The organism is Microcoleus sp. ARI1-B5 (genome assembly GCF_036705795.1).
Lineage (GTDB): Bacteria > Cyanobacteriota > Cyanobacteriia > Cyanobacteriales > Microcoleaceae > Microcoleus.
Map to the genome: position 1 here is coordinate 1 of NZ_JAUBVK010000044.1, position 16,987 is coordinate 16,987.

9 protein-coding genes and 1 pseudogene are annotated in these 16,987 nt (G+C 42.4%); 5 read left to right on the forward strand and 5 right to left on the reverse strand.

Annotated features, from left to right (window positions below; translation table 11 throughout):
- Nucleotides 1–82: 82 nt before the first annotated feature.
- Nucleotides 83–670, reverse strand: a pseudogene (locus QUB63_RS32475) (IS4 family transposase); the annotation flags it as partial.
- A gap of 158 nt (nucleotides 671–828) precedes the next feature.
- On the opposite strand from QUB63_RS32475, the gene QUB63_RS32480 reads away from it, so the two are divergent.
- Entirely contained in the window at nucleotides 829–1,161 is a 333-nt protein-coding gene (locus QUB63_RS32480; RefSeq protein WP_332949503.1) for a hypothetical protein, read from the forward strand.
- A 173-nt stretch (nucleotides 1,162–1,334) separates the two neighbouring features.
- Here the strand turns inward: QUB63_RS32480 and QUB63_RS32485 are convergent, their stop codons facing one another.
- Genes QUB63_RS32485 through QUB63_RS32495 form a run of 3 tightly spaced genes read right to left on the reverse strand, consistent with a single transcriptional unit; the run spans nucleotide 1,335 to nucleotide 7,606 of the window.
- Nucleotides 1,335–1,829, reverse strand: coding sequence for a methyltransferase domain-containing protein (locus tag QUB63_RS32485; RefSeq protein ID WP_332949531.1), 495 nt, complete (start codon nucleotides 1,827–1,829; stop codon nucleotides 1,335–1,337).
- A gap of 12 nt (nucleotides 1,830–1,841) precedes the next feature.
- Nucleotides 1,842–2,249 (reverse strand): SAM-dependent methyltransferase, encoded by a 408-nt coding sequence (locus QUB63_RS32490; RefSeq protein WP_332949504.1) that lies wholly within the window; start codon nucleotides 2,247–2,249, stop codon nucleotides 1,842–1,844.
- 11 nt (nucleotides 2,250–2,260) lie between these two features.
- Entirely contained in the window at nucleotides 2,261–7,606 is a 5,346-nt protein-coding gene (locus tag QUB63_RS32495; RefSeq protein WP_332949505.1) for a phytanoyl-CoA dioxygenase family protein, read from the reverse strand.
- Between the two features lie 485 nt (nucleotides 7,607–8,091).
- On the opposite strand from QUB63_RS32495, the gene QUB63_RS35240 reads away from it, so the two are divergent.
- The 3 genes from QUB63_RS35240 to QUB63_RS32505 all read left to right on the forward strand — a co-directional run bounded on the left by QUB63_RS35240 (nucleotide 8,092) and on the right by QUB63_RS32505 (nucleotide 13,142).
- Nucleotides 8,092–8,256, forward strand: coding sequence for a tetratricopeptide repeat protein (locus tag QUB63_RS35240; RefSeq protein ID WP_442921881.1), 165 nt, complete (start codon nucleotides 8,092–8,094; stop codon nucleotides 8,254–8,256).
- Between the two features lie 622 nt (nucleotides 8,257–8,878).
- Entirely contained in the window at nucleotides 8,879–9,361 is a 483-nt protein-coding gene (locus QUB63_RS32500; RefSeq protein WP_332949506.1) for an RNA polymerase sigma factor, read from the forward strand.
- Nucleotides 9,362–10,091: 730 nt separating this feature from the next.
- Nucleotides 10,092–13,142: a jacalin-like lectin gene (locus QUB63_RS32505; protein WP_332949507.1), complete on the forward strand. Its 3,051-nt coding sequence runs from the start codon at nucleotides 10,092–10,094 to the stop codon at nucleotides 13,140–13,142.
- A 319-nt stretch (nucleotides 13,143–13,461) separates the two neighbouring features.
- Here the strand turns inward: QUB63_RS32505 and QUB63_RS32510 are convergent, their stop codons facing one another.
- Nucleotides 13,462–16,302, reverse strand: a complete 2,841-nt coding sequence (locus tag QUB63_RS32510; RefSeq protein ID WP_332949508.1) for an AMP-binding protein — start codon at nucleotides 16,300–16,302, stop codon at nucleotides 13,462–13,464.
- Between the two features lie 74 nt (nucleotides 16,303–16,376).
- Between QUB63_RS32510 and QUB63_RS32515 the strand changes: the two genes are divergently transcribed.
- Entirely contained in the window at nucleotides 16,377–16,982 is a 606-nt protein-coding gene (locus tag QUB63_RS32515; RefSeq protein ID WP_332949509.1) for a Uma2 family endonuclease, read from the forward strand.
- The last annotated feature ends 5 nt before the right edge of the window (nucleotides 16,983–16,987 follow it).

Below are 16,987 nucleotides of genomic sequence, written 5' to 3' on the forward strand. Positions count from 1 at the left end.
TCAGGCGTTAACCTGCTTTCATTGGTGGCCTAAAACTAGGGAACTTAATCATCACTAATCAAACGGACATGATATTATTTGGCACTAATTGCAGGATGTTTTCTTCAAGCTTAACATGACTAAGCTCTCGGGTTTTCTAGAAACCAAATATCAACAGGGAGCCGAGTCATTAAATCTATGACTGTTGCCATTTTTCCTGCTCAATGCCCTTTTGGTATATCTTCTAGGCTTTTGAGCTTGCAAAATAATGCTTCGAGCGTTGAACTATCTACTATCCAAATTCTCGAAAATTTGGTTAAGGCCAATTGAATGCTTTCTGGTAAAGGTCGTTGGTTTCTCTGGTACCAAGCAGTTCTTAAACTTGGTAATAAATTTTTGAAGACTCCCTCAAATAAGGAGGCAGGACAACTTAAAAATCTCACTCGACATGGCTTGTTGAGTAACTGTCGTGGGTCGGCACCACAAAAAGCCTTCTCTTGCTAACATTCTTGTGAGTTCTGTTACTCCGGCTACCTCTCGCCACAGCAAAGTTAATACTGCTGCTACCATCAAGGGTAGGTTAAGAATTCTCAGCGAATAAACCTAGTTGACGGTAGTAATTTTCTTGTGAGGTGATGGCTGGTGTTAGTAATGCCGATAGTTGCGAGGCAATCGCATCATCTTCCACCATCGGTCTTGTGGTTTTTTTGGCGTGGGATCGGTTGGTTTTTTGACTCTTAGCCATATTTACTGACCTACACAATCGCTCAATTATTTGTCAATTATATCGTTCGCTCGTACCAACTCTCGCAATCGATCGTCCTCGCCCCGACGCTCGAAAGTACACTTGTGGTGCAACTATTATCGATCGCCCGCCATTATTTATCGATCGCCCGCCATTATTTATCGATCGCCCGCCATTATTTATCGATCGCCCGTCATTATTATCGAGCGTCCGCCATTATTATCGAGCGCCCGTCATTATTATCGAGCGTCCGCCATTATTATCGAGCGCAGTGCCACGCCAATCGAGCCAACAACTTATTAATAATGATAATCGCCCTAGGCGTGGGAGAGTCTGCCACAGGCGGACTCTCCCACCCTTACCCCTTGTTTGATTATCATTATTATCCAATTATATTTATGCACAAAGGGGTATTGACAGAATCTACTCCTTTCTAACTTGTTACCAATGTTGCCTAACTGCAAATGGATTTGAGCGTCGTCTGGCTTAACTTCTAGTGCTTGATGGTAAAGTTGGATATCGTCAGGGTTGGAAGCGATGAGAAAGCGATAATAGCTTATTATTCCCTCTACACCCTGAGTTTGTTGGATAGGACTTGAGTTTTCCCAATTTAGTAATGCTTCATCGCTTTTATTTCCAGCCAATTCAGAAATACCATACCGCGATCTACCCAAGCACCATCTTGGTCTTTTAGCAACTTGAAAAGATGTTTGGCTGTAAAATTGTTCCCAACATCAAAGTTGGCTTCTACTTCGAGTCTTTTGCAAAAAGCGAGTTCAAAGCCGCATTCACTTAAAATATCAATGATTTCTCCGACAGGTCTAATTTTAAGACAAAACTGGCGCTCGATAGCTTCAATGGGATAATCAATCTGACTTTTCATGTTAGGATTATCAGGTCCTCTATATAAATCTTTAATGTAAATAGTTCCCCGTTTTTTAATAATATTTCGTACCGATTGAACAGCTTTTTGGGGATTATGCGAGTGTGTTAAAGATTCTAGGAAGAATACTGCATCAAACTCATCGGCGCTATAATATTTTTCTAACTCATGAAAATCGGCTTTACATACATTGATTGTTCCTTTCAAATTACTTCTTTTAATATTCTCAAGAGCCTACTTCACTTGCGTTTCGGAAATGGTGACAGCTTCGATGTGAATATGGTATTTTTCAGCTAGGATAATTGCAGGGCCGCACACCCCGCATCCGGCATCCAAAACCTTCATTCCATCTCTAACTCCGATAGTTTGTGCAATGTAGTGAATGAGGTCTTCAACATTTTTAGTTAGCAACGCTTGAAATACCTTACCAAAACCTTCGATATAACGATCTGTCCACTTTTGGTAGTAGCGTTCTACGTCTTCTGAGGTGTTGTGCGGCTTTGTATAAGGGGAAGTTTCCTCCTCATATTTACTTTGCTCTTGATATAATTTCTGCAATTGACTGCGAACAGCAGCATTATCAGGTTTGATAATTAGAGCTTTTTGGTAATGAGCAATTAGTTTTTCTAGTCTGTCTGGCATCTTTTTTTGATTCAAAAAATTCTCGGTTGAAGCTGTAAGGCGCGACGGTAAGAGAGACTTGCTTCGTTAAGTTGACTTTGTTCTGCTAAAATATCTCCTAAGTGTTTGTGCGACCAAGAGTAATCTGGATTTAACACGATCGCACGTCGGTAAGCAGCGATCGCCTCATCCCATTTCTGCTCTTTCTCTAAAACCTTTCCTAGCTCTAAGTGTATTTCAAAGTTGTCTGGGTGAAATTGGAGTGCGGTTTGGTAATAGGAGATTGCCTCATCAAAGCGATTTTGTTTAACTAAGGCATTGCCTAATTGCAAATAGATTTGAGCATCATCTGGTTTAACTTCTAGTGCTTGATGGTAAAGTTGGATATCGTCAGGGTTGGAAGCGATGCGAGAGCGATAATAGCTCATTATCCCCTCTACTCCCTGAGTTTGTTGAAGATAAGACTTAAGTTGTGTTAATTCTGTTTGTGATGTTTGTAATTCAGATTGAGATTGTGCTAATTCTGTTTGAGAGATAGATAATTGAGACTGAGATTGTGTCAATTCTTGCTCAGTCTGTTGCAGTTGAGCTTGTAATTGTTGCAGTTCTGTCCGACTTTGTTGAAAATTCCTTGTACTATCTAACAAGCAATACCTAGCTAAAGCTTCTACGCAAAATGCCGTTGTCAACTCAGTCGAGCCAAAAGTCTCTTTATTTGTTTTGCCACCATACATCGGAATTCTCTGCCAGGAACCATCGCATTGCTGAGTTTTGAGTAAGAAATCGATGGCTTTATCTAAGCTGAGAGGTTGAGAATTGAAATTCAGTAACGCACATATGGCTAAAGCTGTCAGCAACTCGTCACCGAATGAGCCGTCAGCTTTCTGTAAACTTAAAATTTTATTAATAACTGGAATTTTTATAACTCCCAGTGAATTAACACCATTAAAATATGCCCTCGAAAGCATATAGTATAAACTTAATTTATGATTATAAAATGAAGTGTTTTCATTTTCGTTTTCTTGAAGAACAATGCTAATTAAATATTCAATTACTCTCTGAGTCTGTCGATTTTCTCCAAGGTATAATAAGACATTAGCATTTACTACACAACAAATATCATCTTTGTCGGTCGTTTTCCAAAATTTATCTAAGTAAGAGAATCTTTTTCCTAATGTTAGCAAATTTAGAACAATTCCTCTGATGGTTCTAGGAAGTAGCCAGGTGTAGAATAATCCCTGTTGGTTTCTGTTATCAAGAATGATTGCAGTATTCGGTTGAATCGGTATACCATTCATCTTCAAAACGTAGGACGCGCAACAAACATCATCCAAGTCAGGAGGAGCGGCATTATGCTTTTCATTCTTTGAAGACCAATACCTCCACAATCCACCTGATTCCATTTCCTGTGATAGAAAGCCTAATCCTCTCTTGATTAGTTGCTGTACCTTACTCTCATAGCTTAGAAAACTCAGAGAATATACAATAAGTGAAGTTACAAAAGGAGAACTATCAAAAACTAGGTTTTTTGTTGCTTCTTGCTTGAAGCCAATTGTTTCGCAAATCGCCTTTAAATTCTCATTGGGTAAAGTTGTCTGAAACTCTCCATCATCTAATTGGGCTTGGGCTAAGAAATCTATAGCTTTAGTGATACTGTCTCTCAATTTATCAGAAGGAAATACAGTAGATATTTCAATCACTTCTTGCTGTTGTTGCTGAATGTTTTCTTGCCTATTGAGACCGCTCCGCAGCAATTTTACTAAATTTGTAACAACCTTTGAGCCTGAAACAAGAAGTGGATTGAATTCAGAGACTCTTTGGGCGATCGCTGGATAAAACAGTCCTATGTGAATGACTAGCAGGCTGAGAAAAAGTGGTTCCCGGATAGCGAGTAGAATGAGCAATGCTAAAGGCAACCACACTTCGTAGAAATCGTGTGACAGTATATAGGTTTTCTGAGCAGGAGCGGGATCTAAAGCAGTAACAGCAGACTGAGTGATGATAATTCTTAACAGAATGTAAAGGGCGCAGAAAATGAGTAGGGAGGGCGCGAACTGGGAGATAACGAGTATTAGTAGAGTGAGTAGTAAAAGTTCAAGGGGAAAGCTAATATAGGTTATCCCAAACTTTGCTGACTCTACGCCTATTTTGGTTATTAATGTTGTTACACCCGCGCTTAAATCGCTGTCTCGATCCCAAATTTGATGGAGTAAAATGCCTCTAATTCCTGCTAGAAATGCCCAAGCAGTAGCGGCAGTCGCTAAAACGGTACTCTCTGGCTGGGGAGTAGCAGCTAAGTGAGAAAATACTGTGGCTACGAGCAAAGTCGGTACTGCATGAACTTGTGCGGCATCTGCGATTACCCCCCAAATGTCCCTTTCTTTCAGTCGCAAGGGAGGAGCGGAGTAGATAGTCAGTAGGATGTATATGGAGGCGAGTAAGATTGCCGATTGAGTACCCAAGCCGATGAATAGCCAGGGGACTAAACCCAAACCTGCCAGGGTTACGCACAGTAAGAGGCGTTGTGGGTTTGAGAGGGAAGCCATTCTGTTCTGTTTGCCTGCTTGCAAGTCTACTTCGACATCAAAAATGTCATTGATGACGTGACCGTAGGCGGCGACGAAGAACATGGAAGCTAAAAGTGTCAGTAACGTAGCAATTGACTGCTGGGGTGGCGTAGCTTGTAACAGGATTTCGGCATAGGCTATAGCAAGTAGAGGTGGAATCTTGTAGAACCACCAGTCGCTACCTCGAAGCAGGTTGAAAAATGATAAAAGCTTTTCTCTAAATCCAGTGTCTTTCTTTACTTGTGCTTGGGGAGAATTCATAAACTCCACAAGCTGTTCCGGCGTTAGCGGATCGACTTCATAATCAAAAGTACCTAAACTTTTAAGCCCTTCAGGTTTCTGGCCTGCGATGTATCTATCGTAAAACTCGTCCTCTACTTCAAACAGTTCTATCTTGTCAGAGATTTGGGACTCTCTGGAGCAAAACTGAGACAGTATTCCTTGGGGAACTAGGCCGCAAATAGCTGCTACTCTTTCAGTAGCAGTTGTATTGGGAGGAGAACCGTGAAACAGTCGCTTATCATAGATCAGTGCTTGTCCTGCTTTCATCGGGAGACTGGTAAGGTAATGCTCTTGCATCAGTGACAGAACTTCTTGATCGTAGGGAAACCAACTAAAAACCCAAAAAGGTCTTGCTTTTGAATTAAGTAAATGGCTTCTGTTAACAACCTGAAGGCAACCATTTTGTTCTTCAACATCTATGAGAGGACACCAAACTCCCAAAGATTTCATAACTGTTTCGTCTGTTAAAGAGCAATCTTGATGAAGATGCATTTTGCTAGACGAAGCATCAGGCTTTTTATAACCTAAAACCCCAAAAGCTATTCTGTAATTGGGGAATAAACTTTTTAGCTTAGAAGTAAATGCTTTTTTTATTTCTTGACTAATTTTCTGGCGATATGATAGTTCGGTCGTTCCTATACTAAAAACCATACCTGGAGAAGCTACCATATCATCAGGGAGAGATTGTTTTTTATAAAAACTTATGAGACTTTTTACTTCATTCTCATTGAGGAAATTAATTACTGCATATCCCTTCGTTTCAATTTCCCGATGAATAATACGCTTATAATCAAACCCATAGGCTATGGCAAGTAGAGGTGAAATCTTGAAAAACCACCAGTCGTTACCTCGAAGCAAGTTAAAAAATGATAAAAATCTTTCTCTGATTCCAGTACCTTTATCTACTTTTGGCTGCGGTTCGCTCATAAATTTCACCAGTTGTTCTGGTGTTACGGGCGCTACTCGCTCGTCCATAACACCTAAACTTACGGCATTTTCTGGTTTTTTTCCTGGGATATAAGTATCGTAAAACGCATCGTCTACTTCAAAAACTTCTAGTAAACCTGGAGCTTGAGAATCTCGACAGTAGAAATAAACCGGGCTATCTTTAGGGATTATAAAGCAGATAACTGCTAGCCTTTCATTATCAGTTATGTTAGGATAAGAACCATGAAAGAGACGATTATCGTATATTAAAGCTTGTCCTGCTTTCATTGGGACACTGGTAAGATAATCCTGTTTCATCAGAGAAAGAATCTCTTGACTATAGGGAAATTCTCTAGAATACCTTGGCTTTAAATTTAGCAAGTGACTTTTTGGAACAGTATAAAAGCAGCCATTCTGCTCGTTAACATCAATCAGAGGACACCAAATTCCCCAAGTCTGTAAACTTGTTTCGTCCGCAAAAGATGGATCTTGATGCAGCTCTACTTCACTGTCAAATTCATTAGTTTTTTTATTAACAAAAGTACAAAACAATATTCTATGATTTGGAAATAAAACCTTTAGCTTGGGAATAAAAACTTTTTTTAGCTTTTGGATTACTCGTTGACGATAGAATAGGTCTGAACTAGCTATAGTGGAAGATAAAATAGATTCTAGTATATCTTTTGGACTTGAGTTTTCTTCATGGAATTTAAGAAGACTTTGTACTTCGTCTTTTCCAAAAAAATCTGTCACCGCATATCCTTTCTTTTCAAGTTCCAGATCGATACTAAGCTTAGAATTAAGTTGTTCTCCGCTGCTCTTTATTTTTTTCTCCTCACATTCTGCTCGATCTAAGCAGATACTTATTTTTTCTGCTAAAAGATTAACATTAGGATCTTTAGTCATCGATAAGTGATTTCCCGCAACCTCATAGACTTCAACTCCCTTGATAATCCAACGATTCCAAGCATTAGGTTGTAATAGCTCGGAAATGAAAGAATCTTCACTCTTCTCCCGAGCAGCAAAGTAAACAACCCGTCCTGAGTATATCTGTGGTAGATGATTGATTGGAATTTGGAGGTTATACTCAAAAACTTTGGGGTTGAAGTGATTTTCAATCGGGCTGGGATCGGAGTCGTCATTTATTAACTTTCCTCTCCACCTCATTTGTTCGCGGGCTATTGCATTCGGATAATCAATTTTCTCTTCTTCTGTAAGTAATGGTTTTGGACTATCTACCATAACCACTAATAAGACTTTATGACCGCGTTTTTTTAGCTGTTGAGCCATTTCAAGAGCAATATTCCCTCCCGTACAACGACCGCCTAGAAGATAGGAGCCTTCAGGCTGAACGGTCTGTATTTCTTGAATATAGTAAGCCGCCATCTCTTCTATACAAGTATGGGGAACTCCTTGTCCATCTCGTCCTACTGCTCGTATTCCATAAAAGGGACGTTCGGGATCGATACATCGCCCCAACGCAGTATCTATGGTGTGACCATCTGCACCATGTATGTAAAAGAAAGGTCGCTTGTATCCACTAGGTTTTACTGAGATGAGGGAGCAAGAGCCTTCTTTTCCGATCTGCGAATTTTTTTTCATCTTAGCTTAAAATCCAATGTATTCTAGCATACTAACCCAATAGATGCTTTAAAGAGCCTCGTTTTGACCTTCGCTGCACGAAGATCTCAGCTTTCATCGGTTATTAACACAAGGTTATTAACGCAAATTTATTCGTTTGGGATAAATTATTTAAGGTTCTTTATTTAACATAAGTATACATCCCTTGACTCCCCTCTAAGGAGAATGTTATCTTTACATCGTACATTACCTGCTCGTCATTCAACTTTCAGTCCGCACTCCATACTCAAAAGCTATTTCACATCAGGATTGACGGTTATCGAGGAGGTCAAAAGTATATAAACCAGGCACGGTCAGGTTTATAATCTATTGTTACCCTTGTGGCTATTGTCAAGTGCATTCTATAAGCGAGTAGTTCACCAAACTCATGCCTGATGGGTGGACGGGTTTCGCACAGGCTTTTTGAGGCAAGAGAGGGAGAGCATCCCATTGCCAGTTAATTTGTAATAGTACGACAGGCGATCGCATCTTACCGACGTGCGATCGAACTGAATCCAGATGACTCCCGGTCGCACAAACACTTGGGAGATATTTTAGCAGAACGGGGTCAGATTAACGAAGCAAGTCTCTCTTACCGCCGCGCCTTACAGCTTCTACCGAGAATTTTCTGAGATCTAACAATTCTCCAAAATAGATTCTTCAGTATATTTGCTCATTGACAAAAAGCACACTGTCTGTATCTAGAGAACCGGGGAGCGATCGCATTTTAAATTCATTTTTCATTCATTAAATAATTTACAAAACGACATAAATATCTTTTCTTGACATTTCCTTAATCGTGATGTTAGACTTATTGCATGGATTACTTAATCGTAATTCAAGTTTCATCACCCCCCATACTTAAAAGTTTTTCACATCAGGGTTTGTTCAGTTATCGAGAGTGCCATTCGTCTATAAATTAGACTGGATAGGGTTTAGCGTCTATTATCACCCTTGTGCCTCGTATCGGGTGCGTAGAAAAGCCTAGTGGTTCCCCAAACTAATACGTGATGGGTGGACAGGTTTTGGCACAAGCTTTCCAAGGAAGAGAGAGAAAGCATCTCATTGCAAACCAATTCGTATAGGACAGGCGTTTGAACCTGTCCGCTAGATGTAGCGTAGGTGACATAGGATCGCCCTGAGCGAAATTTTAATTCGTATGTGGGATGCAATTGAGTTGAGAGAGGAAGAGAAGGGACGGCTTTTTAAGACATTTGTCTTGCACCAATTAGGTACACTACCAGGTCAGGAGTTATGACAGAATTACAATCAGTTGCTGCATCAAGCCTGTGGGATTGCGCTGAAGATATAGGGACAGCTTTTTGGCAGCATTGGCAGCAGTATCGAGACTCTCTTTACCGTTGCTGCATCAAGTGGATGGGTGGGAACCCGACTGATGCTGAAGATGCACTGAGTCGGGCAATGCTCAAAGCTTGGGAAAAGGTGCAAAAGTATGAAACGGGGGAAATTGTTAATTTTAAGGCTTGGTTGACAAGAGTGACTCATAATCTCTGCGTGGATATTCATCGAGAACGCAGTCGCGGTGCAAATAGAGTTGAGGATATAGAAGTATACGCCTCAAGCGAGGAGCAAGGACTGGTACGGAGTGAGGATACGCCAGAAAGCGCTTTGGAGACAGACGAGAAAAGGATTGTGATTCGTCGTGCGATCGCTAATTTACCGACAAGGCTGCGCGAGACGTTTATCCTGCACTTCGATCGGGAACTGTTGCAGTAAAGTAGATTACTTTTTGTAAATTTCCGGTAATTTCTTGAAAATGCGTTATCCTAATTGCCATGGGAGCGAAGAGCAAGCAGCTAAACATAATCTGACTTGCAAGCTCAATCAAGTGCTGAAGCGTCAAGCAGCTAAATAGCTGTGTTGTAGTAAGCATGACAGAAAAGCACATATTTGTAAGTTGTTTTTCGTCTAACCATAATTTAGGTTGTGGTTCAAAGAGCGCTTTCGATATTTTATTGGAAGCTTTGAGAGATACCTCTTTGACTAGGAGTTTCAATAATTCCAAGTCTTACTATACTTAGTAATCTCGGATTGTCCGGGATTTACCAGGTTAAATGTATCTGTCTTATCCAGAGATTGCCCAACAGCAAGAGATTTCCTACCCGAATGTCTGCAAGCGTATTTCGCAGGCGCGGAAGATTTTGCGAGAGGAGTTGAGGGGATATTTTATCGGGGAGGAAGATGAGGGTTCGTTTCTTTTAAGTCAAAATTCCTCAAATTAGCTTTATCCCAAGGGGAACTTTTGGCGATGCCTTATGGCAAGGTTCGTCTGTTCGGTGTGGATTTTTGTAATCTGTTGGGAAAGCTGGTTCTATGGGGTGGATCGGGTTAGGCAAAAGTGCCTCTAACTTTAAATTTTCAGAAAGTGATTGATGGAATCGTTATTTAGCTCAGGAATGGTTTCGCATTTCATCTAGTTTTTATCACCAAAAGGAGAAACTAAAAAATGGCATCTGATGTTACTTCCGATATCATAGATATTGCCACTATCACGGCAAGCTTTTACTGCTTCCAAAAGCTCAGCAACGGAAACTGGGGAAGGAATTCAAACTTCTTAAGTATTGATATTGAGCAGAAAAAGGAAGGTGAGAAGGAAGGTGTTGTGCGGGTTGGAAAGAAACTTGTTAAAAACGTTGAGTATAACACTAACGTATTAACTTGGAACAACTCTTCCTTCTCTGGGGTCGTCCAAGGTGAGATTAGAATCAGTCGAGACGTTAATGGTTTTTTGATTAAAGGTGAACTGTTTTTAGGAAAAGATATAACAAAGGCTTCAAGGTATGAAATTATAGGGTTCTCAGTGAAGCCAGTCACTTACACGATCCAAATATCTTCAGATACCTTTCCATCTGACACAACCGAACTACCCAATTTGAAGGATATCGTATGGAAAGACTGTGGCGAGATGCAGATCGATTATGGTGTTGAGGGCACACTACCTAAACCAAAAATATCGATTGGACTGAACGGTGATGAAATAACTGATGATTTTGTAGTCGTCTCATGTACTCAAAAAGAATCTCAGATTGAGGTAAAAAAAGAAGTTAATTTTAGGCAGTTCCCCGGTGAAAAATTTAAACTCAAGCTTACATTTGACCACTATCTAGATGTCTATAAAGCACCGACACTAGCAGAAGTTATCGGTCAGACAACCTTAAGATATGTTCAATTGAATGCCAAGCCCGATCAAGAGAATGTTGGCGTTCCTTATCCGGAAGTAGAAGATGATGAATCCTCTCAAGGCCATGATTCCTCTCTGAGTGTTGCAGCTTTGCGAGCGATAAATATCTCGCCTGAAAAAATTGCCGAGTCTACCAACGCCCTCTTGTCGCGCAATATGAAATGGGCTATGGGACAAGATCCAGTACAAAAGGACTGGTTAAACAGAATCTATGGCGAGGAACCCCCAAGCTTGGATATCAGGTCGCAGAAACTCGCTAAAAATGATGAAGTATGGTATCGCAATACCTTCTCAAAGGTTTTACTCACTGACAGCATAAACCAATTTAGTTTAGAGAAGGGGGTTAATATCCACCTGTCTCAGGAACAGAGTCAGAAACTGAAGTATTTCATCAAGCATATGCTCCCTCGGTCAGTTAATTACGTGCGTCAGGCCGAGGGGCTAGCGAGAGAAGCCGTACTGAATTCTTACCCATCACTACTTTCCTATGTGGCTGGTGAAGAAGGAGAGAAATGGGCTAAACGTCTATTCAATTCTCTGTGCGATCGCCATTCATTGATTCAGATGATCGAGCGAGTTCATTCATCGTCAGAACCAAGTTTGGCAATGGAACCAGTTCAAAAGCTTGCTACTCTTTTGGGGACATTACAACCGAGTGGAGACTGTGCGAAACAATACTATACACTTGTGTTGCACGGAGTTATCGGCAAGCTATTAGAAGATTTTTCTCTTCATGATAAAGAACTGCTCAGCGAATGGTTGCCGGAAGGCATTAAAGCCTTTTTGCAAAAAATTGGTGATGGTACGCTTAAATTTGATGAAGCTGAGCTAAGCGAGAAAGCCGTGCGCGATTTGCAGGACTATTACAGCCATAATGCTGTTGAGTTCAATGAACTCTTTATCAAATCGCTTGATGTATCAGGGGCAGGAGAGACTTTATACACCACTATAAATGGCGAAAAGTTTAGATTGAATGCAAAAGCAATTATAAACCGATACCCGAAACTGACCTTGGTAGTGCGCAGTTGCCACATTTTGCTTGTAGCTTATTCAATCTATAGCATGTATAAATTATTATCTCATTCGGATGACCGCGTGGCGATTCCGCTTCGAGAGAAGATCCAGCTTGTTGGAGAATGCGTTATGTTGGCTTCGCAATTCGTTGAGGCATCGCACAATCTATATATAGCGGGTCGGGAAGTCTTTAGGCCAACAAAAGTTTTGTTTAGCTACGAAGGACTGAAGGCTATGGAAGGATTATCAGAGCAGATGGCCGTCGCCAAAGTGCATACAGAGCCGAGTATCGCCTCAGAATCTGTTTTTATCAGACGAGCTGGTCAAAGAATGCTGAAGACTATCAGGGATGCGAAAAACTCGGCTGTGTTAGAAGAAGAAACATCGTTCAAACGGATATTCAGATCTGGTAGGGTGATTGGAACTGTTCGTCTAATTGGCGGTGTCGCTGCGGTTGTACTTGCCGCTTGTTCAGTTTGGCAACTCTGTGAGAGCCTAAGCGATGAAAAAAGGGAAACAACACAAAAGTGGTTGGATGGGGTTGAGACTGGTATTAGTGTCGTTACTAGCTGTCTCATGGTTGCGGAGCTATTTGTCGTTTCACCCTACTTGCTGCCTGTGGCAATGGTTTTGATCGTGGGTGGCTTAATTTTTAACTGGACGCGGCAGGGGTTGTATCCGCCAGAAAGTCAATTAGATAAATATATGAGGGAGGTTGGTGTTCCCTTTGTCAAAGGCATTGATCTGGACGCTAAGGTCGAGGCGCTTGTTGCAAACAAGGATATGGATGGGGCGCTTAAACTTCTTCAAGACAATCAAGAACGGCGTGATGTCATACTTTCAGTCCGATTAGAGAGCCCAGTTGGTGGCACTGGTTCTACGTTTGTTGATTGGCCATCTTGGTCTGCACGGTTATCTCGACTGAATGTAAACTCTGGTGACATTGGCGATTCGATTCAGGCAATCTACCGTAACCAGGATTGGCAGCCTCCGCAACATGGCGGCGCGGGGGGTAAAATGGCAAGCATCGATTTAAAAGAGGACGAGTACATTACTAAAATCGTCGGTATGATCGGTGATTATTTCGGGGCAAAGCATATCACGCAGCTAACTATAACCACGAACAAAAGAGAAAACGTCCAAACATACGGGACGAACACCCATACCACCAACCTTGAACCGTTCTCGTTCGAAGCACGTCCAGGGGAGATGATCAACTCGTTCTTTGGACGCACTTTCACGCATACGGACAGCACGGAATTCTTATCAGCGCTTGGCGTATGCTTCAAGATGTGTGAATAACAAGGTAGGGTCTGGCTTACACAATTACGCGATCACCTGCTCAAACGTTGATGGGGTTGCTTTAACATCGCCAAGTCCGCCACTTAATCCGGCACAGATGTCACAGCCCCGGCAGCTAGAGCGCCGGTTCAGTAGAAGTCGTTGACAAATCAGTCAGAATGTGGATGAAACTATCTCTAAGCTGTACTCTGGTCATCAAGCCACAGCATCTACTTTTACTTGAATAGAGACAACGTAGAAGTTGTAGAGAGTGCGATCGCACTCTACCTATAACGAAATCGCCAACAGCGATCGCGTAACCGCCTGCCGTAGGCGATGCTTATCTTCGCTCAGGAAGTAGGATACCATCAACTTCCTCTAAACAAGCGTTCAATTTTTCTGCTAAGACCCGAACGTGGGGTTCATTATGGTAAGTCCCATGTCTACCCGGAACCCCAATAACTTCAATTCCACCCTCTACCGAGCTATTCCAGCCATTTGATTGCATGGGATTGAAGTAATCTGCGTACTCTTTTAGATACTCTTGATTTTCCTGTGCTGAGAAGTAAACCACTCGTCCCGAATATCGTTGTGGTTGGTGGTTAACCAAAATTTGATGATTCGCTTCTATCACTTTCAGAGTATTGTCAACTTGACTAGGGCTAAAACCACTACTGATTAATTTTTCTCTGTCGCGTTGTTTACCCAACGCTCTCCAGTGATTCAACCATTCCACTCTTTGCTCTTGTTCAATAAATGGATTGGGACTATCTGACATCACAACCAGTAAAACTTGCTGACCCTGCTTTTTCAGTTCTTGAGCCATTGCAAAGGCAATATTACCTCCCGAACATTGACCCCCTAAAAGATAGGAACCTTCAGGTTGAACAGCTTGAATTTCTTGAATGTAGTGCATTACCACATCTTCGATGCGAGTGTAGGGGGCTGCTTCTCCACCTAGACCTACTGCTTGCAGTCCATACAAGGGGCGTTCTGGGTGCAGATAGCGTGCCAATGTGGGAGCAAGACCAAAACCGCCAATACCGTGAACGTAAAAAAACGGTCGCTTGCAACCACTGGGTTTAATAGAGACGAGGGATCTGGAGCCGATTTTTTTCCAGTATTCCTGAACAAAAAGATTAGCTAGCTGCTTAATGGTTGGTGCTTCCATTAAGATTGCCAAAGGAATAGCTTGACTGAACATCTTTTCTACTTCAGCCACCACCACCGCAGCCTTGAGCGAATCTCCCCCTAACTCAAAGAAGTTATCTTTGGTGCTGATTGATGTAATGCCTAAAACCCTTTGCCAAATTTGAATTAATTGGAACTCTATGTCATTCTGAGGAGTAGTTTCCTGCTGAAGGTCGGCACTTGCTAAAGTCCAAATAGCGATACTATCCAAACTGCCATCAACAAAAGCTTTCCGACACGCTTGCCGCTGAATTTTACCACTAGAAGTCTTAGGAATGCTCCCCCGCTTCAGCAGCACCACCCCATAAACAGGTAACTCGTAGTGTCCGGCTACAGCATTGCGGATAGCACCCACCACTTCATCCACATTAAGATTTTTACTCTTCTGGCGCTCGACCTCAAAGGCAATAACTAATTGTTCGACTCCATCAACTTCAATAACAAAGGCTGCCCCATAATTCGGACGCAAAGCCGCATGACTCTTTTCCACCACCCATTCAATATCCTGGGGATAATAGTTTTCTCCCCGAATAATAATCAAATCCTTGAGGCGACCTGTAACAAACAACTCTCCATCTTTATTAAAAAATCCTAAATCCCCCGTCCGCAGAAACGGCCCCTCCCCCGTATCCACTAAATAAGCTCGAAACGTCTCCTGAGTCGCATCAGGACGCTGCCAGTAACCCTGCGCTACCCCCGCACTCGATACCCAAATTTCCCCTACTTCATCACAAGCGCATCGAGTTAACTTTTCTGGATGCACAATTGCCACAACAGTATTCCCCAACAGCCGCCCCGAACCAGCCAACCTTTGTCCTGTCGGTGTCTCCACAATGCGATTTTGTGCCAACTTCTCAGCAGAAACCGTACAGAAAACCAAATCGTCCGTTCTCCGACTCGTCGTAACTAACAAAGTGGCTTCCGCCAGTCCGTAAGCTGGGGCAAAAGTCTGGCGACGAAACCCGCAAGACTCAAACGTTTGACAGAATTGTTCCATCACTTCCGGGTTGATGGGTTCGGCGGCATTTCCCGCAGCTTGCCAACTGCTAAGATCGAGCGTGGCGCGTTCTTCTGACGTTATCCGGCGCAAGCAATAAGCATAGGCAAAATTCGGGGCTTGGCTATGGGTAGCGCGATAGTGGGAAATAGCTTTCAGCCAGCGTAGCGGCTGTTTGATAAACGCCATTGGCGACATCAAGTAACAAGGAGTGCCATTATAAAGCGGTGCAAGAATCCCCTCTACCAGTCCGTAATCGTGAAAATAGGGCATCCAAGTCACGGTGATGCTGTTGGAGTCATACCCGCAAGCTTGTTGAAGTGCCACTAAATGTCCCATCAGGTTTTTGTGGTCGAGCATCACTCCCTTGGGTGTGGAAGTAGAACCAGAGGTATATTGCAGGTAAGCTAGGGTATCGCTGCTAATTTCCGGCAGTTGCCATTGGGCAGCAAGTTGGAAAGGAATTTTCTCGGTGGCTGTCCAAGGAATAGTGGCGAGTTGGGGTGTTTTTTGGGCGATTTCTCCCTCTGCCAAATAGTAGTTGAGTAAGAGTGAAGCCCTGCCGTTGAGTCGGCGGACAAAGCTTCTTGCCTTAAATGTTAAATGGTTGCCATCACGGTTGGCTAGCAGGCTGGCAGTGGTTAAGATTAATGAAGCTCCAGCATCGGCGGCGATCGCCTCCAATCTCGGTAAAATACGTTTTAGCCGCGCCGCTTCCGGTGCGGGTGCGGGAATGGCAACAACTCCAGCGTAAAGGCAACCGAAAAAGGCGACAATGGACTCTAAACATTGGGGATAGACCAGCAAAACTCTTTCCCCAACAGAGAGTTGAGATTGTAAATAAGCGGCGATCGCCCTAGCTTTTTCCTCCAAGGAGCGATAAGTTAAACTGGCACTAGGTTTTTCTCCATCTTCTAGGAAAGTGTAGGCGATGCGATCGGGATGTTGGGACGCGAGATTTTGCAAGAGACTGACGAGGGTGAACAGTGCCATACCTTTGTTTTTTTGCCAGATAGCCGATTTTAACTCAACTTACAATTAAGTTACATCCCGTTAAAACACGACCTATGACCTACACCCCAGCCAAACTACTTAGCTTTGAAGAGTTTATCGCCCAATATGGGGATAATACACGCTATGAACTAATTGACGGAGAACTCAGAGACAGGTCACCTACTGGCCCTCACGAAGCTGTTGCTGGGAGTATTGCAGGTAGAATATATGTCGAAATTTTTCGCGATAATTTCAACTGGTTAGTTCCAAAAAATTGTCGGCTCAAACCACTATATGCTGAAGCCACAGCGCTGCGTCCTGACGTAGCTGTTTTAGATAAAGCAGAACTAACTCAAGAACCACTTTGGCAAAAAGAACCAGTGATTTGTAACGGTAGTACCATTAAGCTTGTTGCTGAAGTGGTCAGCACCAATTGGCAAGATGATTATGCAAGAAAAGTGGAAGAATACGCTTTTTTGAATATCCTCGAATATTGGATTGTGGACTTTCGGGGTTTGGGTGGTTTCCAATTTATCGGCAATCCAAAGCAACCGACTTTCACAGTCTGCCAGTTAGTTAATGGTGTGTACCAACAGGAACAATATCGTTTGGGAGATACGATTTCTTCTGACCTGTTTCCAAATTTACAACTGAGACTCGACGACATTATGCCGACTTGAAATGG